This window comes from Streptomyces deccanensis (assembly GCF_022385335.1).
Classification (GTDB): Bacteria; Actinomycetota; Actinomycetes; order Streptomycetales; family Streptomycetaceae; genus Streptomyces; species Streptomyces deccanensis.
The window spans coordinates 4,478,014-4,504,430 of sequence record NZ_CP092431.1 but is presented as its reverse complement, the minus strand read 5'-3'; the positions used below and the strand labels follow the sequence as shown (position 1 = coordinate 4,504,430).

General features: G+C 72.0%; 25 protein-coding genes and 2 pseudogenes. 14 read left to right on the top strand and 13 right to left on the bottom strand.

From position 1 onward, the window contains the following. The first annotated feature begins 63 nt into the window (after positions 1-63). The 4 genes from L3078_RS20010 (at position 64) to L3078_RS19995 (ending at position 4,540) form a co-directional block, all read left to right on the top strand. Complete coding sequence (locus L3078_RS20010; protein WP_239755279.1) at positions 64-1,269, top strand: amidohydrolase family protein; 1,206 nt, start codon at positions 64-66, stop codon at positions 1,267-1,269. Positions 1,270-1,280: 11 nt separating this feature from the next. Beyond that, positions 1,281-2,432 carry an acyl-CoA dehydrogenase family protein gene (locus L3078_RS20005; protein ID WP_239755278.1) on the top strand — a complete coding sequence of 384 codons (1,152 nt, stop codon included), beginning with the start codon at positions 1,281-1,283 and terminating at the stop codon, positions 2,430-2,432. Between the two features lie 121 nt (positions 2,433-2,553). Next, complete coding sequence (locus L3078_RS20000; protein ID WP_239755277.1) at positions 2,554-3,441, top strand: acyl-CoA dehydrogenase family protein; 888 nt, start codon at positions 2,554-2,556, stop codon at positions 3,439-3,441. A 514-nt stretch (positions 3,442-3,955) separates the two neighbouring features. Then, on the top strand, positions 3,956-4,540 hold the full coding sequence (locus L3078_RS19995) for an ATP-binding protein (protein ID WP_239755276.1): 585 nt from the start codon (positions 3,956-3,958) through the stop codon (positions 4,538-4,540). 490 nt (positions 4,541-5,030) lie between these two features. Here L3078_RS19995 and L3078_RS19990 read toward each other — a convergent pair whose 3' ends face one another. Next, positions 5,031-5,972: a cyclase family protein gene (locus L3078_RS19990; protein ID WP_239755275.1), complete on the bottom strand. Its 942-nt coding sequence runs from the start codon at positions 5,970-5,972 to the stop codon at positions 5,031-5,033. Between the two features lie 106 nt (positions 5,973-6,078). Here L3078_RS19990 and L3078_RS19985 point away from each other — a divergent pair, with 106 nt between their 5' ends. From L3078_RS19985 to L3078_RS19975, 3 genes are all read left to right on the top strand, one after another. After that, positions 6,079-6,990, top strand: a complete 912-nt coding sequence (locus tag L3078_RS19985) for an SDR family NAD(P)-dependent oxidoreductase (protein ID WP_239755274.1) — start codon at positions 6,079-6,081, stop codon at positions 6,988-6,990. Positions 6,991-7,215: 225 nt separating this feature from the next. Continuing rightward, positions 7,216-8,370, top strand: coding sequence for an acyl-CoA dehydrogenase family protein (locus tag L3078_RS19980; protein WP_239755273.1), 1,155 nt, complete (start codon positions 7,216-7,218; stop codon positions 8,368-8,370). A 20-nt stretch (positions 8,371-8,390) separates the two neighbouring features. Then, entirely contained in the window at positions 8,391-9,440 is a 1,050-nt protein-coding gene (locus tag L3078_RS19975; protein WP_239755272.1) for a Zn-dependent alcohol dehydrogenase, read from the top strand. Here the strand turns inward: L3078_RS19975 and L3078_RS19970 are convergent. Continuing rightward, positions 9,362-10,588 (bottom strand): GlxA family transcriptional regulator, encoded by a 1,227-nt coding sequence (locus L3078_RS19970; RefSeq protein ID WP_239755271.1) that lies wholly within the window; start codon positions 10,586-10,588, stop codon positions 9,362-9,364. The genes L3078_RS19975 and L3078_RS19970 overlap by 79 nt on opposite strands. A 71-nt stretch (positions 10,589-10,659) precedes the next feature. Here L3078_RS19970 and L3078_RS19965 point away from each other — a divergent pair, with 71 nt between their 5' ends. Beyond that, entirely contained in the window at positions 10,660-12,024 is a 1,365-nt protein-coding gene (locus L3078_RS19965; RefSeq protein WP_239755270.1) for an MFS transporter, read from the top strand. Between the two features lie 45 nt (positions 12,025-12,069). Here the strand turns inward: L3078_RS19965 and L3078_RS19960 are convergent, their stop codons facing one another. The 7 genes and pseudogenes from L3078_RS19960 to L3078_RS19935 all read right to left on the bottom strand — a co-directional run bounded on the left by L3078_RS19960 (position 12,070) and on the right by L3078_RS19935 (position 18,398). Next, positions 12,070-12,369: a helix-turn-helix transcriptional regulator gene (locus L3078_RS19960; RefSeq protein WP_239755268.1), complete on the bottom strand. Its 300-nt coding sequence runs from the start codon at positions 12,367-12,369 to the stop codon at positions 12,070-12,072. A gap of 3 nt (positions 12,370-12,372) precedes the next feature. Continuing rightward, on the bottom strand, positions 12,373-12,717 hold the full coding sequence (locus L3078_RS19955; protein WP_239755267.1) for a type II toxin-antitoxin system RelE/ParE family toxin: 345 nt from the start codon (positions 12,715-12,717) through the stop codon (positions 12,373-12,375). 83 nt (positions 12,718-12,800) lie between these two features. After that, positions 12,801-13,478: a flavin reductase family protein gene (locus L3078_RS19950; RefSeq protein ID WP_239755266.1), complete on the bottom strand. Its 678-nt coding sequence runs from the start codon at positions 13,476-13,478 to the stop codon at positions 12,801-12,803. Between the two features lie 75 nt (positions 13,479-13,553). Beyond that, a complete protein-coding gene (locus L3078_RS19945; RefSeq protein ID WP_239755265.1) occupies positions 13,554-14,393 on the bottom strand; it encodes an enoyl-CoA hydratase/isomerase family protein in 840 nt (279 codons plus the stop codon). Positions 14,394-14,466: 73 nt separating this feature from the next. Then, positions 14,467-15,684, bottom strand: a pseudogene (locus tag L3078_RS44755) (acetate--CoA ligase family protein); the annotation flags it as partial. A gap of 141 nt (positions 15,685-15,825) precedes the next feature. Further along, a pseudogene (locus L3078_RS44750) lies at positions 15,826-16,836 on the bottom strand (CoA-binding protein); the annotation flags it as partial. Positions 16,837-17,174: 338 nt separating this feature from the next. Next, complete coding sequence (locus tag L3078_RS19935) at positions 17,175-18,398, bottom strand: flavin-containing monooxygenase (RefSeq protein ID WP_239755263.1); 1,224 nt, start codon at positions 18,396-18,398, stop codon at positions 17,175-17,177. Between the two features lie 322 nt (positions 18,399-18,720). On the opposite strand from L3078_RS19935, the gene L3078_RS19930 reads away from it, so the two are divergent. The 4 genes from L3078_RS19930 to L3078_RS19915 are packed head-to-tail and all read left to right on the top strand — an operon-like array spanning position 18,721 to position 21,068. Beyond that, positions 18,721-19,170 (top strand): DoxX family protein, encoded by a 450-nt coding sequence (locus L3078_RS19930; RefSeq protein WP_239755262.1) that lies wholly within the window; start codon positions 18,721-18,723, stop codon positions 19,168-19,170. After that, complete coding sequence (locus L3078_RS19925; protein ID WP_239755261.1) at positions 19,170-19,586, top strand: Zn-ribbon domain-containing OB-fold protein; 417 nt, start codon at positions 19,170-19,172, stop codon at positions 19,584-19,586. The genes L3078_RS19930 and L3078_RS19925 overlap by 1 nt, the downstream gene beginning before the upstream one ends. 25 nt (positions 19,587-19,611) lie before the next feature. Continuing rightward, on the top strand, positions 19,612-20,283 hold the full coding sequence (locus L3078_RS19920) for a GNAT family N-acetyltransferase (RefSeq protein WP_239755260.1): 672 nt from the start codon (positions 19,612-19,614) through the stop codon (positions 20,281-20,283). After that, positions 20,280-21,068 carry a class I SAM-dependent DNA methyltransferase gene (locus L3078_RS19915; RefSeq protein WP_239755258.1) on the top strand — a complete coding sequence of 263 codons (789 nt, stop codon included), beginning with the start codon at positions 20,280-20,282 and terminating at the stop codon, positions 21,066-21,068. Before L3078_RS19920 ends, L3078_RS19915 begins: the two co-directional genes overlap by 4 nt. Positions 21,069-21,100: 32 nt before the next feature. Here the strand turns inward: L3078_RS19915 and L3078_RS19910 are convergent, their stop codons facing one another. From L3078_RS19910 to L3078_RS19900, 3 genes are all read right to left on the bottom strand, one after another. After that, on the bottom strand, positions 21,101-21,877 hold the full coding sequence (locus L3078_RS19910; protein WP_239755257.1) for a pyridoxine/pyridoxamine 5'-phosphate oxidase: 777 nt from the start codon (positions 21,875-21,877) through the stop codon (positions 21,101-21,103). Between the two features lie 13 nt (positions 21,878-21,890). After that, positions 21,891-22,316, bottom strand: coding sequence for a pyridoxamine 5'-phosphate oxidase family protein (locus L3078_RS19905; RefSeq protein ID WP_239755256.1), 426 nt, complete (start codon positions 22,314-22,316; stop codon positions 21,891-21,893). Between the two features lie 113 nt (positions 22,317-22,429). Continuing rightward, positions 22,430-23,611, bottom strand: a complete 1,182-nt coding sequence (locus L3078_RS19900) for a thiolase C-terminal domain-containing protein (RefSeq protein ID WP_239755255.1) — start codon at positions 23,609-23,611, stop codon at positions 22,430-22,432. A 134-nt stretch (positions 23,612-23,745) separates the two neighbouring features. Between L3078_RS19900 and L3078_RS19895 the strand changes: the two genes are divergently transcribed. Together L3078_RS19895 and L3078_RS19890 are read left to right on the top strand one after the other, a co-directional pair. Beyond that, positions 23,746-25,023: an acyl-CoA dehydrogenase family protein gene (locus L3078_RS19895; protein ID WP_239755254.1), complete on the top strand. Its 1,278-nt coding sequence runs from the start codon at positions 23,746-23,748 to the stop codon at positions 25,021-25,023. Positions 25,024-25,046: 23 nt separating this feature from the next. Further along, positions 25,047-25,535, top strand: a complete 489-nt coding sequence (locus L3078_RS19890; RefSeq protein WP_239755253.1) for a nitroreductase/quinone reductase family protein — start codon at positions 25,047-25,049, stop codon at positions 25,533-25,535. A 119-nt stretch (positions 25,536-25,654) separates the two neighbouring features. Here the strand turns inward: L3078_RS19890 and L3078_RS19885 are convergent, their stop codons facing one another. Next, positions 25,655-26,302, bottom strand: coding sequence for a TetR family transcriptional regulator (locus L3078_RS19885; protein ID WP_045556112.1), 648 nt, complete (start codon positions 26,300-26,302; stop codon positions 25,655-25,657). Positions 26,303-26,417 lie beyond the last annotated feature (115 nt).

Here is a 26,417-nt window from a genome sequence, read left to right as displayed (position 1 = left end):
ACTAGCCTGCTGGAGAGGACCTAACTGACGGTCCGTCAGAAAACGGCTCGGTGGAGGGGACCCATGACCGAACTGCCCCGCATCATCAGCGTCGACGACCATGTGATCGAGCCCGCGCACCTCTTCGAGACCTGGCTGCCGGAGAAGTACCGCGAGCGGGGCCCGAAGCCCCTCACCGCCGGGATCGGCGAGCTCGCGTACGTCGGGGGCAAGTACCAGATCACGATGGACCCGGACGGACCGCCGACCGACTGGTGGATCTACGAGGACCTCAAGTTCCCGTACAAGCGGAACATCGCGGCCGTCGGGTTCGACCGGGACGAGATGACGCTGGAGGGCATCACCCGCGAGGAGATGCGGCGCGGCTGCTGGGACCCGAAGGCACGGCTGGCGGACATGGATCTCAACCACGTCGAGGGCTCGCTCTGCTTCCCGACCTTCCCGCGCTTCTGCGGGCAGACCTTCGCCGAGGCACACGACAAGGAGGTCGCCCTCGCCTGCGTCCGCGCCTACAACGACTGGATGGTCGAGGAGTGGTGCGGCGACAGCGGCGGCCGGCTCATCCCGCTCTGTCTGATCCCCCTGTGGGACATCGACCTCGCCGTCGCGGAGATCGAGCGGAACGCCGCCCGGGGCGTCCGGGCCGTCACCTTCTCCGAGATCCCCACCTATCTCGGCCTGCCCTCCATCCACTCCGGCTACTGGGACCCCTTCTTCGCCGCCTGTCAGGCGACCGGCACGGTCGTCAACATGCACATCGGCTCCAGCTCCCAGATGCCGGCCGCCTCCCCCGACGCGCCCCCCGCCGTCCAGGCCTCCCTGTCCTTCAACAACGCGATGGCCTCGATGATGGACTTCCTCTTCAGCGGGGTCCTGGTGAAGTTCCCGACCCTCAAACTCGCCTACAGCGAGGGGCAGATGGGCTGGATCCCCTACGCCCTGGAGCGCGCCGACGACGTCTGGGAGGAGCACCGCGCCTGGGGCGGGGTGCGCGACCTGATCCCCGAGCCGCCGTCGACGTACTACTACCGGCAGATGTTCTGCTGCTTCTTCCGCGACAAGCACGGGGTCGCCTCGCTGGACGTCGTGGGCCGGGACAACGCGACCTTCGAGACCGACTACCCGCACGTCGACTCGACCTTCCCGCACACCAAGGAGGTCGCCCTCGACCATGTGAAGGGCCTCGACGACGAGACGGTCTACAAGCTGATGCGCGGCAACGCCATCCGCATGCTCGACCTGGACTTCGACCGCCACCTCGGCCGGTAGGGCCCGGGGCGATGGATCTCGCGTACAGCCCGGAGGAGGAGGCGTTCCGGGCGCGGCTGCGGGAGTGGCTCGCGAAGACGCTCCCCTCGCTGCCGCCGAAGCCGTCGCCCGACGACTGGCCGGGGCGGCGCGCCTACGACCTCGGCTGGCAGCGCACGCTGTACGACGCCGGGTACGGCGAGGTCCACTGGGACGCCTCGCCGACCACCCGGCTGATCTTCCTGGAGGAGACTGAGAAGGCGGGCGCTCCGTATGTGGGGGCGGGGTTCGTCGGGCTGCTGCACGCCGGGCCCACGATCGCCGCCGAGGGGACGGCCGAGCAGCGGGCGCGCTGGCTGCCGCCGATCCTGCGGGGCGAGGAGGTGTGGTGCCAGGGGTTCAGCGAACCGGACGCCGGGTCGGACCTCGCCTCGCTGCGGACCCGGGCGCGACGGGACGGCGACGTGTACGTGGTCAACGGGTCCAAGCTCTGGACCTCGCACGCCGAGGTCGCCGACTGGTGCGAGCTGCTGGTGCGCACGGACGCGGAGGCGCCCAAGCACCGGGGCATCTCCTGGTTGGCGATGCCGATGGACGCGCCCGGTGTGACCGTACGGCCGTTGCGCACGCTCGCCGGTTCCACCGAGTTCGCCGAGGTGTTCCTGGACGACGTGCGGGTGCCGGTCGCCAACCGGGTGGGCGCGGAGAACGACGGCTGGCGGGTGACCATGGTGACGCTGTCGTTCGAGCGGGGGACGGCGTTCGTGGGTGAAGTGGTCGCCTGTCGGCGTGTGTTGGCCGAGGTGGCGCGGGAGGCGCGGGCGAACGGGGCCTGGGACGACTCCGGTGTGCGGCGGCGGCTCGGGCGGGCGAACGCGGAGTTCCGGGCGCTGTGGCGGCTCACGCAGTGGAACGTCAGCGAGGGGGAGGCCTCCGGCGGGGTGCGGGGCGCCTCCGGCGGGGTGCCGGGGGTGGGGGGTTCGGTGTTCAAGCTGCGGTATTCGCGGGCGCGGCAGGAGTTGTTCGAGGTGGCGGCGGAGATTTTGGGGCCGGACGCGCTGGATCTGGGGCGGGGATGGGTGCTGGATCGGCTCAGTTCGTTGTCGTACACGATCGCGGCCGGGACGTCCGAGATTCAGCGGAACATCGTGGGGGAGCGGATTCTTGGGCTGCCGAAGGGGTGACGGGGGCGCCTAGTGGGGTGGGGGTGACTGTTTCGCCGGCGGGTTCGGGTGCGTTGTGGTTGCTCGCGCAGTTCCCCGCGCCCCTTTGGGGCCCGCGGTGGTGATGAGGGGCTGGTGGCTCATGCGGTTTCGGCTCACTGAGGATCAGGTGGCTTTGCGGGCTGGGGTGCGGGAGGTGTTGGTGCGGTGTTTCGGGGCGGAGCGGCTGCGGGACGCCGTCGACGCCGGTGGTGTGTTGGACCGGGGGCTGTGGCGGGAGTTGGGGGCGGCCGGGTTCTTCTCGTTGTGTCTGCCTGAGGCGAAAGGTGGGGTCGGGCTCGGGGTGCCGGAGGCTGTGGTCGTGTTCGAGGAGGCGGGCCGGGCGCTGTTGCCCGGGCCGTTGGTGGCCACGCATCTCGCCGCCGGGCGGGTGCCGGGGGCGGCGACGGGGGAGGCCGTCGTGACGGCCGTCGGGGGCGGGGGGTTGGTGGAGTGGCTGGACGACGCGGACGTGGTGGTGGGGTCCGTGGAAGGGGCCGTGGCGTTGCGGTCGGTGGACCCGTTGACGCCGTTGCACCGGGTGCCGGGGGCGGACCCGGCCGCTCGTCTCGATGATCTGTTCGTCCTGCTCACCGCCGCCGAGCAGGTGGGCACGGCGGTCCGTGCCTGTGAGGCGGCCGTGCAACACGCCCGGACCCGGGAGCAGTTCGGGCGGCCGGTCGGCGCGTTCCAGGCGGTCAAGCACCTCTGCGCCGAACTGCTGGTGCGGGTGGAGGTCGCGCGGGTGGCCGTGTACGCGGCGGCCGTGACCGTCGATCCGGTGGACATCGCGGCCGCCCGGCTGCTGGCCGACGAGGCGGCGGTGCGCGGGGCCCGCGACTCCCTTCAGGTCCACGGCGGTTCGGGGTTCACCTGGGAGGCCGACGTACACCTGTGTCTGAAGCGGGCGTGGGTACGGGCGGAACGTGGCGGATCGATCACGGAGAGTGAGGAGTTGTTGGCGGGGGAACTGCTGGTCGAAGCGAGTTGAGCGCGCTGACCAGGGTCGTAAGGGAAATGTGTGGCGGGGACTCGCTGGAATGTCGCGGAACGTGGCATACCGGAATTACCGAGCGTTGATACCGTGTTGTGTCCTAGGCGTGACTTGTCACGGCCTGGAGTCGGACTTCCGCTCCGGTACCTTCTGGTGGATGCGAGTGGTTCCGAGGTCGAGCCGAGCCGGTGTTGCCCCTGTGGCGGCCCCGGAATGGGCGGTGCCCGGCGCTCGTGAAGTGGGCCGGAGTCTCGATGCCCCGGTCTGTTCGACTCGCCGTGATGAGCGTCGCACAGTATGCCGTATGCGTACTCCTTCGCGCTGGAATATGCCCGAAGCGCTTGTTGGGGTGACTGTACGTCAACCATGCTGTCCTGTAAGGGGATCACGTTCCGTGATCCCGGTGCCGATGGTGTCGATGGCGGTGGCGTCGGCCAGGCAGCAGATGACCACGATCGTGGCCCCTCGGGGGCGTGCGGCGATGTGTCCGCCGGTTCGGATGGTGTGAGCGGTGCAGGTGCTTCAAGTGCAGCTGGAGATCCGGCCCGACCCCGCAGAGGTGGGTCGTGCGCGGAGATGGGCCCGTGCACGGCTCTCCGGGTCCGGGATAGGGGACGACGAGCCGCTCGCCGAGACGCTGATCCTCCTCGTCTCCGAGCTGGTCACCAACGCGGTCGTGCACACCGGCCGTCCGGCGGTGCTGCGGCTGCTGTTGTCCGCCCTCCGTGACGGGGTCATCGGCAAGGTCCGTCTGGAGGTCGTCGACGGCAGTGCGTGTGCGCCGGTCCCGCGGCGCGCCGACGGGGACGAGACGGGCGGGCGCGGTCTCGCCCTCGTCGACGTGCTCGCGGACCGCTGGGGCTGGAGTTACGAGGGCGTCGGCAAACGGATCTGGTGCGAGCTGGACCGTGCGGTGCCGGGCGCTTCGGGGGCGGCGAGCGGTGTGGGCGCCTCCGGAGCGGCGGGGGGTGCGCCGGGCGTGGGCGGCGGCGCGGTCGCGCCGGCGGTGTACCCCGCCTGTCGCGCGGTGACCGGGGTCGCGGCGGTGGCGCGGGAGAGCGTGGCGCGGGAGAGCGTGGCGTACGAGGCGGTCTAGGCCGGGAGTTCCCGGCCCGTAGCCGCCGACGGGACCTCTGCCTCCGGGGCATGAGGCGTACTCGGCCACCCGCTTTCGCGTCGCACACGCCGCGCGCGAGTGCACGGGGTGGGGCGGTTGCCCTGTAGTGGCCGCATCGTGCGCCGGACTTGCTTCCGCACTCACCCTCGCGGTGCCGGTTTCGCCCGCCTCGTCCCCGAACGGGTGTTGACGTCTCGTGTCCGTTTGATCACGCTTGTGTCAGCGATTCGCCGCGAGGGGACGCCGAGGGTCTCGGTGACGGAGGCCCTCGACGAGTGTGGGTCGTGATTCGGCGCCGGCTCCCCGCAGGGCCCAGGGGCAGGGGCGGGTACGCCGAAGCCGGATGGCGGCGCGCGGTGCCGTGCTCGGGGCGGGCAGCGGCGCGCCGCCAGCCGACTCCGCCAGCCGACTCCGGAGATCGGAGTCCGGGGAGGGTGGCGACGGCCCGGTCTCGCGGGATGGTGCGGTCCTACAGGATGGCGATCGGCGCCACCGGTGCGCCCGTCGCTCCGACGAACGGCTCGGGCATCGCCGACAGCAGGAAGTCGTACCGGCCCGCTTGTCCACAGGCTGTGGACAACTCCTCCAGGTTCCAGTTCTGGCCCTGCGGCATGCCCATCTCGACCAGGTCGAGCGCGTGCACCGGCAGCCACAGGTCCTCGACCTCCGGCGGGAAGATCTCGAACGTCAGAGTGTCATTGGCGACGGCCGCGACATCGCGCGCGTGGAACCACTCGGGCGTACGGAGCGACAGCCCCGGCGACGGGAACGCGTACGCGTGCTTGTCCCCGGCGAGGTAGGTGCGGATCTGTCCGGTGCGGACCAGGACGATGTCCCCCGCGCGGACCCGGGTGCCCGCCAACTCCTCGGCCGCGTCCAGGTCTTCGGGGGTGACCGCGTGGCCACCGGGCAGCCGGTCGTCGTCGAGCCCGAGTGCGCGGGGAACGTCCAGCAGGACACCGCGCGAGACGATGTGCCGCGCCTTGTCTATGCCGGCGAAGGCCGCGCCGCCGTGCGGGGTGATCGTGGACGCGGGGCGGCCGTTGTAGATCCGGCCCGAGTGCGAGACATGGGTGAGCGCGTCCCAGTGGGTCGCCGCCTGCAGCCCCATGGTCACCGCGTCGTCGCTGCACGCGACCGTGCCCGGACCGAAGATCTCCTGGTTGATCTGCACCATCGCGTGCAGCGGGTTCACCCGGCCCGGCATCATCCCCGTCTGCACACCGTCCTGTTGCAGGGGTAGCGCCAGCGGCACGCGGCGCCCCGAGCGGACCGAGGCGGCGGCCTCCCGGACGACCTCGTCGGTGATCAGGTTGAGGGTGCCGATCTCGTCGTCCGGCCCCCAACGGCCCCAGTTGTTCACGCGCTTGGCGATGTCGGTGAACGCGGCGAACTCCGTGGGCGATGACATCGGGCCCTCCCCGGGGCTTGTGTGGGTGTATCTGACGGGTCGTAGAATCGCCGTGCGAGCGAATCTAACGGTCCGTCAGATACCGCGATGAGGGGAAGGGGCCGGGGTGGGAAACTTCTTGGCAGGCAAGGTCGTCGCCGTCACCGGGGCGGGGCGGGGGATCGGCCGGGCGGTCGCCCTCGGCGCCGCCGCCGAGGGCGCCCGCGTCGTCGTCAACGACTACGGCGTCTCCGTCGACGGCTCCGCACCCACCAGCTCCGTCGCCGAGGCCGTCGTCAAGGAGATCGAGGCCGCCGGGGGCGAGGCGGTCGCCGTCGCCGACGACATCTCCACGATGGCCGGCGGGCAGCGCGTCGTGGACACGGCGGTCGAGACGTACGGACGGATCGACGGGGTCGTGTGCGTCGCCGGGATCCTGCGCGAGCGGATGCTGTTCAACATGGCCGAGGAGGAGTGGGATCCGGTGATCGCCACCCACCTCAAGGGCACGTTCACGGTGTTCCGGGCCGCGTCCGCCGTCATGCGCAAGCAGCGGGCCGGGACGCTGATCGGGTTCACCAGCGGCAACCACCAGGGGTCCGTGTCGCAGGCCAACTACAGCGCGGCCAAGGGCGGGATCATCTCGCTGGTGCGGAGCGCGGCGCTCGGCCTGCACCGGTACGGGGTGACCGCGAACGCGGTGGCGCCGGTGGCGCGTACGCGGATGTCGGCGGGGGTGCCGATGGAGCTGACCGAGATCGGTGAGCCGGAGGAGGTGGCGGCGTTCGTGGTGTACCTGCTGTCCGAGCGGGCGCGGGAGGCGGGGATCACCGGGCAGGTGTACACGGTCGCCGGGCCGAAGATCGCGGTGTGGGCGCAGCCGCGGGAGCTTCGGGCCGCGTACGCCGACGGGGGGTGGACGCCGGAGAGGATCGCGGAGGTGCTGCCGGGGGCGGTGGGGGTGGATCCGATGCCGATGTTGGAGCGGGTGGAGGGGATGGCTGCGGCTGCGGCGGCGGGGCGGCGGCCCAACGCGTGAGGGGGTGGGGGTGCCGGGTTCGTTGGCGGGTGCGGGTGCGTGGGGCTTCTCGCGCAGTTCCCCGCGCCCCTAAAAGCCCAGGCCCCTGCGGGCCTGAAAAGGGCGGGGCGCAGCCCCGGCTTTTCAGGGGCGCGGGGAACTGCGCGAGCAACCACGAATCACCCGCAGTCGCCGACGAGACAGGCACCCCCTCTCCCGTCCGCGCGGCTTTTGTCTGGAGGCGGTATGGACTTCGGGTTCGGTGATGAGGACGAGGCCTTCCGGGCGGAGGCGCGGGCGTGGTTGGGGGCGCACGCCGGGGTGGGAGAGGACCGGCGTGCGTGGGAGCGGACGCTCGGTGGCGCCGGGTGGATCGGGCTCGGCTGGGGTGAGGGCGGGTACGGAAACCGGACGGCCACCCTCGTCCAACAGGTGGTGTGGGCCGAGGAGTACGCCCGGGCCGACGTACCCCCCAGGTCCGGCCACATCGGGGAGAAGCTGCTCGCGCCGACGCTGATCGCGTTCGGGAGCGAGGAGCAGAAGCGGCGGTTCCTGCCGCCGATCGCACGCGGCGACGAACTCTGGTGCCAGGGGTACAGCGAGCCCGGCGCAGGGTCCGACCTCGCCGGCGTGCGGACCAGGGCGGAGCGGGCGGACGACGGCTCGTACCGGATCACGGGACAGAAGATCTGGACCTCGCTCGCCCACGAGGCCGACTGGTGCTTCGTGCTGGCCCGCACCGAGCCGGGCTCCGAGCGTCACCACGGGCTGTCGTTGCTGCTCGTGCCGATGGACCAGCCAGGGCGGATCGACGTACGGCCCATCCGGCAACTGACCGGGACCAGCGAGTTCAACGAGGTCTTCTTCGACGGGGCGCACGCCCGCGCGGAACACGTCGTCGGGGGCGACGGGAACGGCTGGCGGGTGGCCATGGGGCTCCTCGGCTTCGAACGCGGGGTCTCGACCCTCGCCCAACAGATCGGATTCGAGGAGGAGTTGAAGGACGTCGTCCGGGCCGCCGTCGACAGCGGGGCGGTGGACGACGCCGTCGTACGCGACCGACTCGTACGGCAGTGGGCCGAGTTGAGGACGATGCGGTGGAATGCCCTGCGGACACTCGGCGGGGCGGAGGGTGGCGCGGAGCCGGGCGCGCCCAGTGTGGCCAAGTTGCTGTGGGGGCAGTGGCATCGCCGGCTCGGGGAGCTGGCGATGGAGGTGCGGGGCGCGCGGGCGGCCGTCGGACCGCGGGAGTGGTCGGCGGCGGAGCCGTACGAACTGGACCCGTTCCAGCACCTGTTCCTGTTCAGCCGGGCCGACACCATCTACGGCGGTTCCGACGAGGTGCAGCGCACGATCATCGCCGAGCGGGTGCTCGGTCTGCCGAGGGAGCCGAGAGGCTGAGACGCCGAGAGGTGGAGGCCATGCGCGGAGTGGTGTTCGACGGGAAGCGGGCCGAGGTCGTCGACGATCTGGCCGTGCGGGAGCCGGGGCCCGGTGAGGTACGGGTGGCGATCGCGGCCGCCGGGCTCTGCCACAGCGATCTGTCGGTGGTGGACGGGACCATTCCGTTCCCCGTTCCCGTGGTGCTCGGGCACGAGGGGGCTGGGGTCGTCGCGGAGGTCGGGGCGGGGGTCCGGCACGTCCGGCCCGGGGACCATGTCGCCCTGTCCACCCTCGCCAACTGCGGGGCCTGCGCCGACTGCGACCGGGGGCGGCCGACCATGTGCCGCCGGGCGATCGGGCGGCCGACGCGACCGTTCTCGCGGGGCGGGCGGGAGGTGTTCCAGTTCGCCTCGAACTCCGCCTTCGCGGAGGAGACCGTGGTCAAGGCCGTACAGGCCGTACGGATACCGGAGGACATCCCACTGACCTCCGCCGCGCTCATCGGGTGCGGCGTGCTGACCGGGGTGGGCGCGGTGCTCAACCGGGCCCGCGTCGACCGGGGGGACGGCGTCGTGGTCATCGGGGTCGGGGGCATCGGGCTCAACGTGGTGCAGGGCGCGCGGCTCGCGGGGGCGACCCGGATCGTCGCCGTGGACGCCAACCCCGAGAAGGAGGCGGTGGCGCGGCGGTTCGGGGCCACGCACTTCCTGACGTCGGTGGAGGGGGTGCGGGACATCCTCCCCACCGGCGCCGACCACGTGTTCGAGTGCGTCGGTCGCGTCGAGCTCATCCGCCAGGCCGTCGACCTGCTGGACCGGCACGGGCAGGCGGTGCTGCTCGGAGTGCCGGCCGCGACCGCCGAGGCATCCTTCCTCGTCTCCTCCCTCTACCTGGACAAGTCGATCCTGGGCTGCCGCTACGGCTCCTCCCGGCCGCAGCGGGACATCGCGCTCTACGCCGCCCTGTACCGGGAGGGCCGACTGCTCCTGGACGAGCTGGTCACGGCCACCTATCCCGTGGAGGACTTCGCGAAGGCGGCGGAGGACGCGGGGGAGGGGCGCGTGGCACGGGCGGTGCTCACGTTCTGAGCGGGTCCGGTGGCTCCGGTGGCTCGGGGCGGTCTGGTGGCTTCAGCGGCTCCAGCGGCTGCGGTGGCTCCGGCGGCTGCGCTGACTGCGGCGGCTCCGGTGGAGCGGAACGTGCGTCGGTACGCCGTCGGGGTCACCCCCAGCGCCCCCTGAAGGTGCTGCCGCATGGACTGGGCCGTGCCGAAGCCCGCGTCGTGGGCGACCTGGTCGATGGTGAGGTCGGTGGATTCCAGGAGGTGGCGGGCGCGTTCGACGCGTTGCTGCGTGAGCCACTGACCCGGGCTGACGCCGACCTCCTCACGGAAGCGGCGGGTGAACGTGCGAACGGACATGGACTCCCGCGCGGCCATGTCCCGGAGCTGGATCGGTTGATGGAGCCGCCCCAGCGCCCACGCGCGGGCGGTGCTCGTCGTCGCGGTCTGCGGCTCGGGCAGCGGCCGCTGGATGTACTGGGCCTGCCCGCCGTCCCGGTGCGGCGGCACGATCGTGCGCCGGGCCACGTCGTTGGCGACGCCGGTGCCGTGGTCGCGTCGTACGAGGTGCAGGCACAGGTCGATGCCGGCCGCGACGCCCGCCGACGTGAGGACGTCGCCGTCGTCGACGAAGAGGACGTTCGCGTCGACCAGGACCTTCGGGAAGAGCCGCTGGAAGTGCTCGGCGTGGTACCAGTGCGTGGTCGCCGGGCGGCCGTCGAGGAAGCCGGCCGCGGCCAGGACGTAGCCGCCGGTGCAGATGGAGACCAGCCGGGTGCCGGGGCGGACGTGGGCGAGGGCGGCGGCCAGTTCGGGGGTGAGGACGCCGTCCTCGTAGACCGGGCCGAGCTCGTACGAGGCGGGCACGACGACCGTGTCGGCGGTGGCGAGGACCTCCGGGCCGTTCGGGACGAGGATCTCGAAGTCGGCGTCCGTCTGCACGGGGCCGGGCGGACGGATCGAGCAGGTGACGATGTCGTACAGCGGTCGCCCCGCCGCGTCCCGCGCCTTGCCGAAGATGCGCTGCGGGATGCCGAGTTCGAAGGGGAGCAGGCCGTCGAGGGCGAGCACGACGACGCGGTGGGGGGTGGTGGGACGGTGTGGGGTGGCGGGGCGCTCGGCACCGTCGACGTGGTTCGGCCCGGGGGTGGGCTCGGTCGGTGGGGCGGGAGGCATGGCCCGATCCTAACGAATGCTGTCCTTTCGGCCACTCGTCCGGAATGACCGCAGGTCGGAAGCTTGACGGCATGACCCAGACAGCCGACGACGCGGCCGACTCCCGCTCCACCGCTGCGGCCGACGCTGCCCCTATCGGCCGTGACGGCGGTGGCGGTGGCGGTGGTGGCGCACGGGGGCGGGGCCGTATCCACCGTGCCTGGTTCGTCGCTGCCGTCACCTTCGTGACGATCATCGGGGCGGCGGCCTTCCGTTCGCTGCCGGGGCTGTTGATCGATCCTCTGCACGCGGAGTTCGACTGGTCGCGCGGCACGATCGCGTCGGCGGTCTCGATCAACCTCGCGCTGTACGGGCTGACCGCCCCCTTCGCCGCCGCGCTGATGGACCGCTTCGGCATCCGCCGGGTCGTCGCCGTGGCGCTGACGGTGATCGCGGTCGGGGCCGGTTCGACGGTGTGGATGACGTCGGCCTGGCAGCTGATGCTGTGCTGGGGCCTGCTGGTGGGGCTGGGTTCCGGTTCGATGGCGCTGGCGTTCGCGGCGACCGTCACCGACCGCTGGTTCACCGAACGGCGCGGTCTGGTCTCGGGCATCCTGACCGCGGCCTCGGCGTCGGGCCAGCTGATCTTCCTGCCGCTGCTGTCGTGGATCGTCTCCGAGCGCGGCTGGCGGCCCGCCTCCGTCACCGTGGCGCTCGCCGCGCTGGCCGTCGTGCCCTTCGTCTGGCTGCTGCTGCGCGACCACCCGGCGGACGTGGGGCTGAAGCCGTACGGGGCGCGGGAGTTCGTGCCGAAGCCGGGGCCGGTGCAGGGGGCGGCGCGGCGGGCGGTGAGGGTGCTGTTCTCGGCGATGCGGACGGGGCCGTTCTGGCTGCTGGCCGGTACGTTCGCGATCTGCGGCGCCTCGACCAACGGCCTGATCCAGACCCACTTCGTGCCCGCCGCCCACGACCACGACATGCCGATCAGGGCGGCGGCCTCGCTGCTGGCGGTCATCGGGGTCTTCGACGTCCTCGGCACGATCGCCTCGGGCTGGCTCACGGACCGCTTCGACTCACGGCGACTGCTGGCGGTGTACTACGCGTTCCGGGGCGTCTCGCTCCTCTTCCTCCCGATGCTCCTCGCACCCGCCGTCCACCTCCCGATGATCTTCTTCATCGTCTTCTACGGCCTCGACTGGGTCGCGACCGTCCCGCCGACCATGGCGCTGTGCCGCGAGCACTACGGCGAGAACAGCGCCATCGTCTTCGGCTGGGTCCTGGCCTCTCACCAGGTCGGCGCCGCCCTCGTCGCCTTCCTCGCCGGCCTGGCCCGGGACACCTTCGGCCGCTACGACGTCGTCTGGTACGCCTCGGGCGCGCTGTGCGCGGCGGCGGCGTTGATGGCGCTGGTGATACGACGGGCGCCGACGGCGAAGCCGGGGGCGGCGATGGCCTGAGTCGCCGGGGGCGTAGAGGGGGGCGGAGGGGCCCCGGGAGGCGCCTCAGCCTGCGCGATCGAGCGGCTCGAAGGCGACGTGGAGGCGCATGCCGAGAGCGACGGCGAACCGTTCGAGGAGGGGGAGCGTGGGCATGGTCCCGCCCGCCTCGAACCGCGCCACGGCCGGCTGCAGCATCCCCGCTTCCTGTGCCAGCTGGGACTGCGTCATGCCCAGCGCCTCACGCCGCTCCCGAACCGTCCGGCCCAGCTCGTATCGGATGCGAGCCGCGTCGTACGCCTCGCGCGCAGTCGGTGAGGCGAGGGCTTCGTCCCGCAGTTCGTTCCAGCTTCCGCGCTCACTCATGCATCACACCTCGTCCACTGTGTGGCGTTCCTCGACGCAGCGCACCAGGGCTCTCCGGGCGCGGGCGACCTCGGCAGTCTCGCGCATCCGTCGCTTGCGGAAAGCCGTCAGCAGGATGATCCGCCGCCCTGAGGCGATCCAGTACGTGATCCGGACGGCGTCGGTGTCCAGATGGAACCGCAGTTCTCGCAGCTTGCCATTCAACTGGCGCGAGTAGGGCTCGCTGAGCAGCGGGCCCTGGGCAGCGAGGAGATCCACGTAGAACGCGACCGTACCTCGATGTCCGGCGGACAGTCCCAGGAACCACTGCTCCACCTCCGGCTCCAGCTCCACTTCACCCCACGTCATAACAGCGACGTTATGGCCAGGGTAGTCGCTGACGTCGTGGTTCGTGTGGCGTGCACCCGAAAGAGTGGCGTCCGGCTTTGCTCTCAGGTTCTGAGTTCGCCGAAGCGGCCCCGGTGGAACAGCAGCGGCGGCAATGGTTCGGTGTCGGCGCCCAGGGCCTCCACGCGGCCCACCACGATCAGGTGGTCGCCTCCGGGGTGTACGGCGTGGATCGTGCAGTCGATCCACGCGGCGGCGCCGGTGAGGCGGGGGGAGCCCGTGGCGGGGGCCGGGGTGTGGGCGACCCCGGCGAACTTGTCCGCGCCGCTCACCGCGAAGCGTCGGCACAACTCGCCCTGATCCGCGCCGAGTACGTTCACGCAGAACACACCCGCGCGGGCGATCCGGGGCCAGGTCGTCGACGTACGGCCGACCATGAAGACGACGAGGGGCGGGTCGAGGGAGAGCGCGGAGAAGGACTGGCAGGCGAAGCCGGCGGGGGGCGGGACCGCCGGGGTCGGGGTGCCCGATCCCGGCAGGGTCCCCGCGGCTCCCGCGGCTCCCGGGGCCGTGATCACCGTGACCCCCGTCGCGAAGTTGCCCAGTACGCGGCGGAACTCGGCCTGGTCGACCGGTGCCCGTTCGTGCTCGCCGACGCAGCGCAGGTCGGGGCGGGGCAGGGCGTCGACGACGGGGGGCGTGTGCGTCGCCCCACGGCCCCTGTCCGCCGGGGCCGCCCTCAGATAGCGGACGGCGGCGGCCGCCATTCCCGCGTGTCCCATCACGTGGGTCATTAGAGCTGACGGTCCGTCAGAAGTGAAGGGGCGTACGACGTGTACGAAGCCTTTTCTCGGTCGTCAGCGGCCCTCGTAGCGAGGATTCCGCCGCTCGACGAAGCTCGTCACGCCCTCTTGGGCGTCCGCTGTCGTCATGTTGATCTCCTGCGCGGCCGCCTCGGCGGCGAAGGCGGTGGCGCGGTCGGTGTCGAGGGAGGCGTTGACCAGGTGTTTGGTCAGGGCGATGGCGCGGGTCGGGCCGGCGGCGAGGCGTTCGGCCCACTCGCGGGCCGTCTTCTCCAGGTCCTGGGCGGGGACGACACGGTTGACGAGTCCGAGGCGATACGCGTCGGCGGCGGACAGGGCGTCACCGAAGAACATCAGCTCCTTCGCCCGCTGGGGGCCGACGAGACGGGGCAGGAGGTACGCCCCGCCCCCGTCGGGCACGAGGCCGCGCCGTACGAACACCTCGATGAAGCGGGCCTCTTCGGCCGCCAGGACGAGGTCGCAGGCGAGGGCGAGGTGCGCGCCGAGGCCGGCGGCGGTGCCGTTCACCGCCGCGATCACCGGCTTCTCGCAGTCGAGGACGGCCGCGACGAGCCGCTGGGCGCCGAGGCGGATCACGCGCGCCACGTCACCCGCCACCCGCGTCGCCCCGCCGCCTCCCCCCGTGCCCCGGAGGTCCGCGCCCGCGCAGAAGCCGCGTCCCGTGGCCGTGATCACCACCGCGCGCACGGTGGGGTCGGCGGAGGCCTCGGAAAGGAGGTGGATGAGGCGTTCTCGCTGGTCGGGGGCGATGGCGTTCATCGCCTCGGGGCGGTTGAGGGTGATCCACGAGACGGCGTTGTCAGTGGCGTGCAGTATCAATGAGTCACGGGAAGCGCGGGATTTTTCGGGATGTTCAGAGGGGGAAGCGGACATGTGGGTGCTCCGATTCTTACGGGGAGTGATGGTTCTCCTGGCTGTGGGGGCTGCCTTCCGTGCGCGTCGGCGCTCAGCGGCAGACCGCCAGCGCGTCCAGGGCCACCGCCCCCTGCCCCCTCGGCAGCACCATCAGCGGGTTGATGTCCAGCTCCGCTATCTGGTCCCCGAGTTCGAGCGCCATGCGCTGCACGCGGAGCACGACCTCCACGAGGGCGTCCACATCGGCCGGGGGAGCCCCGCGCACCCCGCCCAGCAGGGCCCGCCCGCGCAGTTCGGCGAGCATGGCGTGGGCCTGGTCCTCACCGAAGGGCGGCACGCGTACGGCCGAGTCGCGGAGCACCTCCACGAGGACACCGCCGAGGCCCACCGTGACCGTGGGGCCGAAGAGGTCGTCGTGGGTCATGCCCACGACCATCTCCACCCCCCGCTCGACCATCTGGCACACCAGCACCCCGTCGAGAGAGACGTCCTCGTAGCGGGCGATGTCGGTGAGTTCGCGATAGGCGTCGCGGATCTGGCTCGCGGAGGTCAGACCGATCTTCACCAGGCCGAGCTCCGTCTTGTGGGCGATGCTCGCGCCGGACGCCTTCATCACCACCGGGTAGCCGACGAGGCTCGCCGCGCGTACGGCCGCCGCCGCGCTGGTCACCAACTGCTCGCGCGGCACCCGGATGCCGTACGCGCGCAGCAACTGCTTGGCCGCGTGCTCGCTCAGCTGCTGCCCCGGCCGCATCAGTGCCTGCGCCTTGCGGAAGGAGGGCGAGGGGGAGCGGGGTGCCTCGTCGAAGGGGGAGCGGTAGGCGGCGCTGAAGCGGGAGTGGTCGAGGTGGGCGCGGACGGCCGTGATGCAGTTGGCGAAGGTGCGGAAGGTCGCCACCCGGGACGACCCGAGCAGCGTCTCGCGGTACGCGGCCTCGGTGCCCACCGGCGACCCCCACACCACGCACACCAGCTTGTCCGTCCGCTCCGCCGCGGCCACCAGGTCCTGGGCGAGCTTGTCACTCATGGGAGGGAAGGGGCCCGTGATGGGGCAGATCAGCACCCCCACGGCAGGGTCGTCGAGGATCGCGTCGAGGATGCGGGGGCCGCGCCAGTCGCCCACGGGGTGACCGCCGTTGTCGACGGGGTTGGCCACGCTCAGATAGTCGGGGATCCACTGGTGCAGCTCGGCCTGCTTGGCCTCGGAGAGCGTGGGCAGGGGCAGCCCCGCCTCGGTGGCAAGGTCGGCGAAGTGCGCGCCCGTGCCGCCCGAGATCGAATAGACGACGACGCCTTCGGGCCGCGGCACGGCAGGGCTCGGCATGGCTGGGCTGGGCTCGGCAGGGCTCGACGCGGCCGGGCTGGGCATGGCTGATCCCGAGGGCGAGGGCGAGGGCGAGGGCGTCGAGGTCGACGGCGTCGAGGTCGACGAGCCCGGGACGCGGTGTCGCCTGGCCCTGGCCAACAGGGTGGCCGTGTCCTGGAGTTCGTCGAGTCCGTCGACGCGGATCACTCCGTACTGCCGCATCGCCGCGTCGACCACCGCGTCCGCGCCGGTGAGTTTGCCGGTGTGGGAGGCGGCCGTGCGGGCGCCGGTCTCGGTGCGGCCGACCTTCACGGCGACGACGGGGACACCGCGCCGGGCGGCCCGGTCGGCGGCGAGGAGGAAGGCGCGGCCGTCCTTGAGTCCCTCGACGTAGGCGGCGATGGCGCCGACCTCGGGGCGTTCGGCGAAGTAGGAGATGAAGTCGGCGGTCTCCAGGTCGGCCTCGTTGCCGGTGGGGGCCCAGTGGGAGAGGCGGATACCGAGTTCCTGGAGGGAGAACAGGGGGCGGCCCTGGTGGCCGGACTGGGTGATCAGCGCGATGGCGGGCCCGTCGAGGTCCTCCCTGAACCGCTCGAAGGCGTTGAGGTTGGTGTTGGGGCCGAGCAGCCGCAGACCGCCGGCCCGGGCCACGGCGGCGGCCAGCCGCTCCTGGGCGGCGGCACCCTCGGCACCGGTCTCGGCGAAACCGGAGGCGAAGGCGACGGCGAACTTCACCTTGGCCTCGGCCAGTTCACCGATCACGGGAAGGGGGTCGGAGAGGAGCAGTGCGGCGAGATCGACCTGTTCGGGCAGGGCGGCGACGGAAGGGGCGCAGGGGATGCCGAAGACCGATGCGCGGGTGGGGTGCACGGGGTGGAGCCGGGCGCCGACCCGTTCGGACCAGGCGAGCAACTGCCGGGTGATACCGGTGTTCGGCCGGCCCTCCGTGTCCGAGGCGCCGACGACCGCCACGGACTCCGGGCGGAAGAAACGGTCCAGATCGGGGACCGCGGCGTACAGCGGGCGCCCGCTGACGTCCAGGTCGCCGGCGCCTGCGGGCCTGCCGTGCACGGCCTGTGCGGGGTGCTCGCCGCACGCGATGGCCCGGGCCCGGCGGGAGTCGGTGGTGAGGGTGCCGTGGGTTGATCCAAGCATCGGTCCGCCCGCTCCTGTGTGACAGCCAATTCAGTGACGTGACGAGCGACGTGACGCGTTCACGAATCTGACGACACGTCAGATTTCAGACTACTGAACTGACGCTGTGTCAGGAATGGGTGTGCGAGCAAAGTTACGCGGCAGTAAGGAGGTTGTACCCATGCGGGGCGGCGGTCAGACCTGTGACCGGAGTCGTCCGTGAGGGACGATCCGGTCGTTGCGGGGAGGGTCGCGCGGCGCGAAGAACCGTCGAAGCCCGAGGTGGCCGGCGGTGCCCGAGGTGGCCGGCGGTGCCAGGGGGCTCGGTGGCGGTCGGTGCGGTGGTGGTCCTCGGTCGGTCAGCGGGTGGTGCGGATCTGGACGGTGATCGCGTCGCGGGTGGCGACACCGCCGGTCTTCGCGACGGCCTTGGCGATCTTCTCGGCGTCGCGGGCGAGTTCGCGGAACATACCGCTGATGGGGTTGGTGAAGCCGGTGAAGTACAGGCCGGGGGCGTTCCCGGGGGTGCGGGCGCCGTGCACGACGGGCTTGCCGCGTCCGTCGAGCACGTCGAGGTGTCCGACGAGTCCTTCCAGGGCGCGCCGGTAGCCGGTGGCGGCGATCACGGCGTCGGCCTCGACGCGCGTGCCGTCGCCGAGGACGATCTTGCCGTTCTCGAACCCCTCGACCGGGCCGACGATCTCGACCTTCCCCTTGCGTACGGCGTCGATGATCCCGACGTCCTGGACGGGGATGGAACCTTCGTTGACGCGGGAGTAGAGGCCGGTGTCGGGCCGGGACAGGCCGTGGGCCGACAGGTCCGGGACGCTGAGCTTCGCCACCGGTCTGGCGAGCCGGTCCACGAGGGCGACCGGGAGCCGCCGTACGAGGACGGCGGTGTACTGGGCGGCCCACCCGGCGGTCGACCGGCGCACGATGTGCGGGGCCGTCCGCACCGCGAGCCGTACGCGCGCCGCTCCGCCCTCGACGAGGTCGACGGCGATCTCGGCGCCGGTGTTGCCGATGCCGACGACGAGGACGTCCCGGCCGGCGTAGGGCTTGGGGTTGCGGTACTCGGCGGCGTGCACCAGCTCGCCCTCGTAGGAGTCCCGGCCGGGCCAGTCGGGGATCCTGGGCGTGTGGTTGTAGCCGGTGGCGACGACCACCGCGCTGCCGGTCAACTCGCGGCCGCCGGTGGCGTGCAGCAGCCAGCCGGTGCCGTCCGCGCTGCGTTCGACGCGGGAGACCTCGACGCCCGTCACGATCTCCAGCTGGTGCACCTCGGCGTACTTCTCCAGGTACCGCACCACGTTGTCGCGCGACACCCACCGGCCGAAGCGGCGCGGCATGGGCAGGCCGGGCAGGCCGGACAGCCGTCGGGTGGTGTGCAGGTGCAGCCGGTCGTAGTGCCGCCGCCAGGACGCGCCGACCGCGTCCGACTTCTCCAGCACGACCGCCCGCACCCCCTGGACCCGCAACGCGTGCGCGACGGCCAGCCCGCCGGGTCCGCCGCCGATCACATAGACGGGGCGGTCGGAGGAGGCGGGGGTCGCGGGTCCCGCGGGTGCACTGGAGTCGGCCATGTGCCTGAGCGTATTCACGCCTTCACTTGTTGGGTCTCGGTCAAGACCGGAATTGGTTGCGGATTGATCACGGGTGTAGGAGGGGTGGGTGGGGTCTGTGGCGTAGGTCGCCTGGTATGTGGAGGAGAGATGGCGGCGTATCGGGTCGCCAGGCCGTGGTCTGCCGCGGTGAGCGGGGCGGCACCTCCGCGGGCGCCGGGAGCAGCGGCAGCGTGAACCGACCGGGGCCTGTCCGCCGGTCCGCGCGTCTTGCGTATCCATCGCCCTTCCGCTGAACTGACGTACCGTCAGAAACCCGCGTGGGTGCGGAAGGGCGTTGTCCATGGAGACGATCTGGCTCAGTGATGCCGAATGGGTGGCCGTGCTCCGTATCGGGCTCGGGCTGTGGTGGCTGGAGAGTTGGCGGCACAAGGACAAGAGGGCCTGGTTCCAGGAGGGGACCGGCATCGCCTGGGCGGCGGGGGTGGCGGAGAAGCATCGGTGGGGGGCGGTGCGCGGTGGGTTCGACGTGGTGGTCAGGCCCCGGCCGAGGGCCATGGCCTACGTCGTCGTCTACGCCGAACTCGCCCTGGGGCTCGGGCTGGTGCTCGGGTTCCTCACGCCGATCGCGCTCGTCGGCGGCCTGGTGCTCAACCTCCTCTACCTCGTGCTGATGATCCACGACTGGGCCGAGCAGGGGCAGAACTCGATGATGGCGCTCATCTCGGTGGTGGCGCTGTTCGGGATGTCGTGGCAGACGTGGTCCCTGGACAGCGCGTTCGGGTTGTTCTAGTGGGGGCCCGGTTCGATCTGCCGGAGGTCGACGGTCTCAGTCGTACGTACTGGGACGCCGCCGCCGAGGGACGGCTGCTGCTGCGGCGATGTGGAGCGGCGGGCTGTGGGCGCGCCCACCACTATCCGCGCGAGTTCTGCCCGTACTGCTGGAGCGAGGACGTGCGGTGGGAGGAGGCCTCCGGACGCGCCGTGCTCTACACCTGGTCCGTCGTCCACCGCAACGACCTGCCGCCCTTCGGGGCGCGGACGCCGTACGTCCCCGCCGTCGTCGACCTCGACGAGGGGCCCCGGATGATGACCGAGGTCGTGGAGTGGGCGGAGGGGGGCGGGGAGCTGCGCGCGGGGATGGGGCTCCAGGTCGCCTTCCGGGAGGGCGGGGGGTTCGTGGTGCCCGTATTTCGCGTGCGGGCGTGAGGGGCCGCGCGTTTCAATGGGGGGCGTGAGCCGTACTGATGAACGATCCTCTGGCCCGTTCCCCGACCCGTCCGAACCGTCCTCCGGGCTGTCCTCCGGCCTGTCCTCCGGCCCGTCCGAACCGTCCTCCGCCGAGCCGCAGGGGCACGGGCTGCGGCTGTGTTCCTGGGACGCCGAGTCCGACGCCGACGTCGAGGCGTGGCTGCGCGGCCGTACCGATCCCGACTTCCAGCGGTGGAACACGCCCCTGGTGTGGGACGCGACCTTCGAGGGCGCCCGGGAGTCGCTGCGGCAGCGGGCCGAGTCCGACGCGGCGGGCACGACCGTGGCTTTCCGCGTCACCGACGCGGAGAGCGGCGCGACCCTCGGGCAGGTCGGGCTGAGCGGGATCGACACGTATCTGCGCAGGGCCGTCGTCGGCTACTGGGTGCTGCCCGAGGCCCGTGGCCGCCGGGTCGCCACCCGCGCCCTCGACCTCGCCGCCCACTGGACCTTCACCGAACTCGGCATCCACCGGCTCGAACTCGACCATGCCGTCGGCCACGCCGCGTCCTGCCGTATCGCCGAGCTGTGCGGATTCCGGTACGAGGGGCTCCTGCGCGGGGCGGCGTTCGCCGAGGGGCGCCAGGACGTGTTCCGGGACGCCCACCTGCACGCACGACTGGCCACCGACCCGGCCCCGGAGGGGATTCGATGAGCGAGCAGTACGAAGAAGTCGACGATCCCGACGGGTACTTCGGGGAAGACGTCGCCGCGCACTACGACGGGCCCTCGGACGACCCCTCCGACGAGGTGTTCGGCTCGGAGGCCGTGGACCCCGTGGTGGACCTGATCGCCGGTCTCGCGGGCGGGCCGGGAGCCGAAGGGGGCGCGCGGGCACTGGAGTTCGGGGTCGGCACCGGACGGATCGCGCTGCCGCTCGCCCGGCGGGGGGTGCGCGTGCACGGCATCGACCTGTCGCGGGCCATGGTGGAGCGGATGCGGGCCAAGCCGGGCGGCGAGGACATCGGGGTCACCATCGGAGACTTCGCGACCGCCCGGGTCGAGGGCCCCGGCTTCCCCGTCGCGTACCTCGTCTTCAACACGATCAACAACCTGACCACGCAGGACGCCCAGGTGGACTGCTTCCGCAACGCCGCCGCGCATCTCGTGCCCGGCGGCTGTTTCGTGATCGAGGTCCTGGTGCCGGACCTGCGGCGGCTGCCGCCGGGGCAGAACGCGGTGCCGTTCCGGGTCGGTCCGACGCGGCTGGGGTTCGACACGTACGACGTGGCGACGCAGGGGATGCGGTCGCACCATGTGACGGTCGTCGACGGACGGGCGGAGTACCGGTCGATCCCGTTCCGTTACGTCTGGCCGGCCGAGCTGGACCTGATGGCCCGGCTGGCCGGGATGCGGCTGCGGGACCGGTGGGCGGGGTGGAAGGGGGAGCCCTTCACGAACGACAGCACCAAGCACGTGTCCGTGTGGGAGAAGGTCTGAGCGGCGCCCACGCTCCTTATGGTCGGCAGCCATCAGGGCCACAGCAGCTCCGTGGCCCAACCCTCCCCTTCACGGCGGTAGTTGAGCCGTACGTGCCGGCGCCGTGCGTCGCCCTGGAAGAACTCCACCTCGTCCGGCTCCACGACGTACGCCGTCCAGGACGGCACGGGCACCTCCGGTTCCTGCTCGGCCCGTGCCCAGGCCGCCTCCGACGCACGCTCCAACTCCTCGTACGAGGACAGGACTTCGCTCTGGTGACCCACGAGGGCGGCGGCCAGCGCACCTGTGGAGCGGGCGTGCAGGTCGGCGTGGGCGACCTCGGCGGGCTCGACCGTGACACGGCCCCGCACCCGTACCGCGCGGCCGAGGCGGGGCCAGTAGAAGCCGAGCGACGCGTACGGCCGGTGGGCGAGCTGGCGGCCCTTGCGGCTTCCGGAGTGGGAGGCGAAGTGCCAGCCGCGCGCGTCCACGTCGTGCAGCATCACCGTACGGACGTCCGGCCGCGCCTCCGCGTCAGCCGTGGCCAGCGACATCGTGTGCGGCTCCACCTCCCCGGCCGCCACGACCTCCCCGAACCAGCTCGCGAAGAGCGGCACCGGCTCGGCGGGCGCCGTGGCCGGGTCGAACAGGGGCAGCGCGCTGACCTGCGGATCCCAGACGCGCAGCTCGCGCAGCGTCTGGACGAACTCGGACGACGGGCAGGGCGCGAACGCGGCCTCGGCCTCGGCTTGGGGCCGGGACTGGTCCTGCGACTGGGGCTGGGCCTGGGGCTCGGCCTGGGCCTGGGGCCGGGAAGGGGGCTCGATCATGGGTGGGACGGTCTCACACCGTGCCCAGGTCGGACGAGACCCACCGCTCGGGACGCATACGGATGACGACCTGCGCGCCGTGGTTGGCGGAGGAGAACTCCACGTAGCCGTCGACCTTCTCGGGCGGGAGGTAGCGCGCGGTGATCTCCCGGAGCTCGTCGAGGGTGGCGGGGGTCGTGTCGGTGACGGGGCCCTCTACGGAGACGTAGCGGATGGTGGGTTCCAGTCGGTCGATCATCAGGCTGAAGCGTCCGGCGGCCTGGATCAGCTGGTTCTTGCGGGAGTCCCGGCCGGTCATGACCCAGATGTCGCCCCCGGGTGCGTACTGGTACCAGATCGGCACCGTCAGCGGGGCCCGCCCCTCTCCCGCGTCCACCGCCAACGCGGCCACATGAGCCTCGGCCAGAAACTCCTCGCGTTCCTTGCGGGACAGCGCCATGTCGCTTCCTCCGGGATGCCTCGGGGTGCCTGGGGACGCCCCGTGGTGCGTCGGGGCGCCTTCGCCTGCCGAGTCGCATCAGCGCGCCGGACCCGCGGCCTATTCCGGGCCCGTCACCCCCGCCCCAGGATCACCGTCCCGGACGAGCAGAACCAGCCACCCGTGCCCGAGGCGACCGCCAGCCGGGGCAGGTCGCCGGCGCGGGTGCGGATCTGCCGGGTGTCGGCCTCGCCGCGCAGTTGGCGTACGGCCTCGACCAGGAGGAAGAGGCCGCGCATGCCCGGGTGCTGGGCGGAGAGGCCGCCGCCGTCGGTGTTGACGGGGAGGTCGCCGGTCAGGGTCAGGCGGTCCTTCTCCACGAAGGCGCCGCCCTCACCCTTGGCGCAGAACCCGAGGTCCTCCAGGGTCACGAGGGTCATGTACGTGAAGGCGTCATAGATCTCGGCGAAGTCGATCTCGGCGGGGCGCACTCCGGCGCGTGCGAAGGCCAGGCGCCCGCTGACCGCCGCCGGGGAGACGGTGAAGTCGGGCCACTCGGACATGGTCGTGTGGGAGGTGTGCTCGCCGGTGCCGAGGACCCAGACGGGTGTCGTCGGCCGGCAGTCCCGTACGTACTCCTCGGCCGCCAGCACGACCGCCGCGCCGCCGTCGGAACGGATACAGCAGTGCAGCTTGGTGAAGGGGTCGGCGATCGGCGCGGACGACAGCACGTCGTCGACGGTGATCGGGGCGCGGAACATCGCCTCGGGGTTCGCCGCCGCGTTCGTCCGGGCCTGCACGGCCACCGAGGCCAGCTGCTCCAGGGTCGTGCCGTACTCGTGCATGTGGCGGCGCGCAGCCATGGCGTACTTGGCGATCAGGGTGTGCCCGTAGGGGACCTCGTACTGGAGCGGGCCGCGCGCGCCGAAGGAGAGGTTGCCGGTCCGGCGGCCCGCCTTGATGTCCGCGCGGGCCGTGGAGCCGTAGACGAGGAGGACGACGTCCGCGTGCCCGGCGGCGATCGCGTCCGCCGCGTGCGCCGCCATGACCTCCCAGGTCGAGCCCCCGACGGAGGTGGAATCGACCCAGGTGGGCCGCAGGCCCAGATACTCCGCCACCTCCACCGGCGCGAGCGTCCCCAGGCCGGCCGAGGCCAGTCCGTCGACGGCCGTGCGTTCCAGCCCCGCGTCGGCGAGGGCCCGGCGGGCCGCCTGCGCGTGGAGCGCGTACGGGGTCGCGTCGTCCACCCGTCCGCAGTCGGACAGGGCGACGCCGACGATCGCGACGTTCCGTCCGGTGGTCCGTCGAGTGGTCATGAATCTGACGGTACATCAGATCAGCCGGGCGCAACCCTGCGCGGCAACCCTGTGCTTCGCTCGCCATCCCCCCTAATATGACGGTCCGTCAGATCCAGAGCAGGGTTTGGCTGGGAACCGAAGGGGGACCGCCCATGGACGCCCGCTTCACCGCCGAGCAGGAGGAGATCCGGCGCACCGTACGGGAGTTGCTGCTCAAGCGCTGTGGTCCGGAGGAGGTCCGGGCCGCCGTGCGGACGGAGGAGGGGTACGACGCCGGGCTGTGGGCCGCCCTGTCCGACCAGCTCGGGCTGCCGGGGCTCGCACTCCCCGAGGCGTACGGCGGCGTCGGGTGCTCGATGACCGAACTCGCCCTCGCTGCTGAGGAGTTGGGACGGGCCCTCGCGCCCTCGCCCCTGCTGTCCGGCTCGGTCCTCGTCGCGCCCCTGATCCTCGCCCTCGGCACCGAGCGGCAGCGCGCCGAGCTGCTTCCCCCGCTCGCCTCCGGCCGGCTCACCGCCGCCCTCGCGGTACCGGGCGGCGCCCTCGCCACCGCACTGGCCCTGACCTGCGACAACAGGGGCGCGTGGTCGGGCGGCGGGCGGGCCGGCGGCGTCCAGGCGCGACGCGTCGGGGACGGGTGGCGGCTCTACGGGGAGGCCGGGCAGGTCCTCGACGGGCACAGCGCGGGGCTGCTGGTCGTCGCCGCGCACACCGGGGGGTATGCCCGCTCGCGGACGCTGCTGTTCCTGGTGCGGGTGGGGAGGGGGGACGGTGGCGGTGCTGGTGTCGGCGCCGGGGTCATGCGGGTGCGGCAGACCTCCGTCGACGAGACGCGACCGGTGGCCAGGATCGAACTGCGGGACGTGCGGGCAGAGTTGCTGGGCGCCGATGACGCGGCGGATGTGCCGGGAGCCCTGGCACGCGTCGGGGACGCCGCGGCCGCCGTGCTCGCCGCGGAGGCCGTGGGCGCCGCCGACCGGGCGTTGGAGCGGACGGTCGCGTATGTGCGGCAGCGGGAGCAGTTCGGGCGGCCGATCGGGTCGTTCCAGGCGGTGAAGCACCGGCTCGCGGATGTGTACGTGGCGGTGCGGGCGGCCCGTTCGGCGGCGTACTACGCCGCCTGGGCGGCCGGGACCGAGTCCCCCGGGGTGGGCCCTCGTGGAGGCGGTGAACGGGTCGGCGGGCTGGCGCTCGCCCATGCCCTGGAGGCCCTGCGGGTGGCCTCCGGGGAGGGGATCCAGCTGCACGGGGGGATCGGGTTCACGTGGGAACACGAGGCGCAGCTGTACTTCAAGCGGGCGGCGGGGGACGAGCTGCTCTTCGGGCCGGTGCACCGGCTGCGGGGGCGGGCGGCCGACGCGGCGGGGGTGTTCACGGGCCGGAGCGGGGAGTTCGACGGACGGGACGTACGCGAGGAGGTGCGGGGCTGATGGCTTCGAGGAGTGCGGCGGGGATGACCGACGGGATCAAGGACATGGGCGTACGGCTGGTGCAGAAGGTGTCCTCGGCACCCGCGTTCGCCCGGGTCGCGCCGCACGTCATACCCGCCCTGGACCGGGCGGTGCACCGGGTCACCCGGGGGCGTGTGCTGCTCAGCGCTCAGTTGCTGCCCGGGGTCGTCCTGACCGCGACCGGCGCGCGCAGCGGGGTGCCGCGTCGTACGCCGCTGGCCTGTATGCCCGAGGAGGGAGGCGGGAGTTGGGTGCTCGTGGGATCGAACTTCGGCCGGCCCGGTCATCCCGCCTGGAGCGCCAACCTGCTGGCCCATCCCGAGGCCGAGATCAACTGGAAGGGGCAGGACATCCCCGTCACCGCGCACCTGCTGGCGGGTGAGGAACGGGCCGCCGTTTGGAAGGAGTTGCTGCGGTTCTGGCCGCCGTACTCGACGTACCAGGCCCGGGTGGACCGGGAGATCCGGGTGTTCCGGATCGTGCGGCGCTGAGGCGCTCGCCGGGGGAGTCGCGGGCCCCGGGCCCCGGACGCGGCAGGCGGCACTCCTCGGGTGAGGGTGCCGTCTGCGTGACAGGAATCGCGTCCGGGGGCGTGCCCGGGGGCTCCTGGCTACTTCGTGGGCTTCTTGCCGGTGATGCCCAGGTGGACCAAGAGGGCCAGGTTGGGCTTCAGTTCGGCCTGCTTCACGCCCCAGGACTGGAAGCCCTTCTGGTGGCCGGAGACCGAGGCGAGCATGGCGACCAGGGAACCGGCGAGGGCCCCCGGGTTCACGTCCTTGTCGACGCGGCCCTTGGCCTGGAGCTCGGCGACCGTCTCCGAGAGGGAGTTGGTGACCGAGTTCAGGATCTTCATACGGATCTTGTAGAACCGTTTGTCGCCCTCGGCGGCGCCCAGGTCGACGACGCGGAGGATGGCGTCGTTCTTGCGCCAGAACTCCAGGAAACCGTCGACGAGTTCCTGGGCGGTCTGCCAGCCGGCCTTGCCGACCCAGGAGCGGCCTTCGAGGAGGCGCGTCAACGTGGCGCCCTCGGTGGCCATTTGCTCGGCGATCTCCAGGACGGCGCCCTCGACGTCCGGGAAGTACTGGTAGAAGGTCGCGGGTGAAGTGCCCGCCTTCCGGGCGACATCAATGACTTTGACGTCCCGGTAGGGCGACGAGCTGAGCATCTCGCTGAGGCAGTCGAGCAGCTTCTGCCGGGTCGCCTGCCCTCGTCGGCCGGCCACGCGGCCGTCGACGGTACGCACTTGTCCTGTCATGCCGTCAGCTTACCGAGGGGTGATCGGAGCGCGATTCGGCCGACTGCAAATGGGGAGTGTGGGCTTCACCAAGGGGTTCGGGTGGTGAGCGGGGGGCGCCTTGGCCATTTTCTTT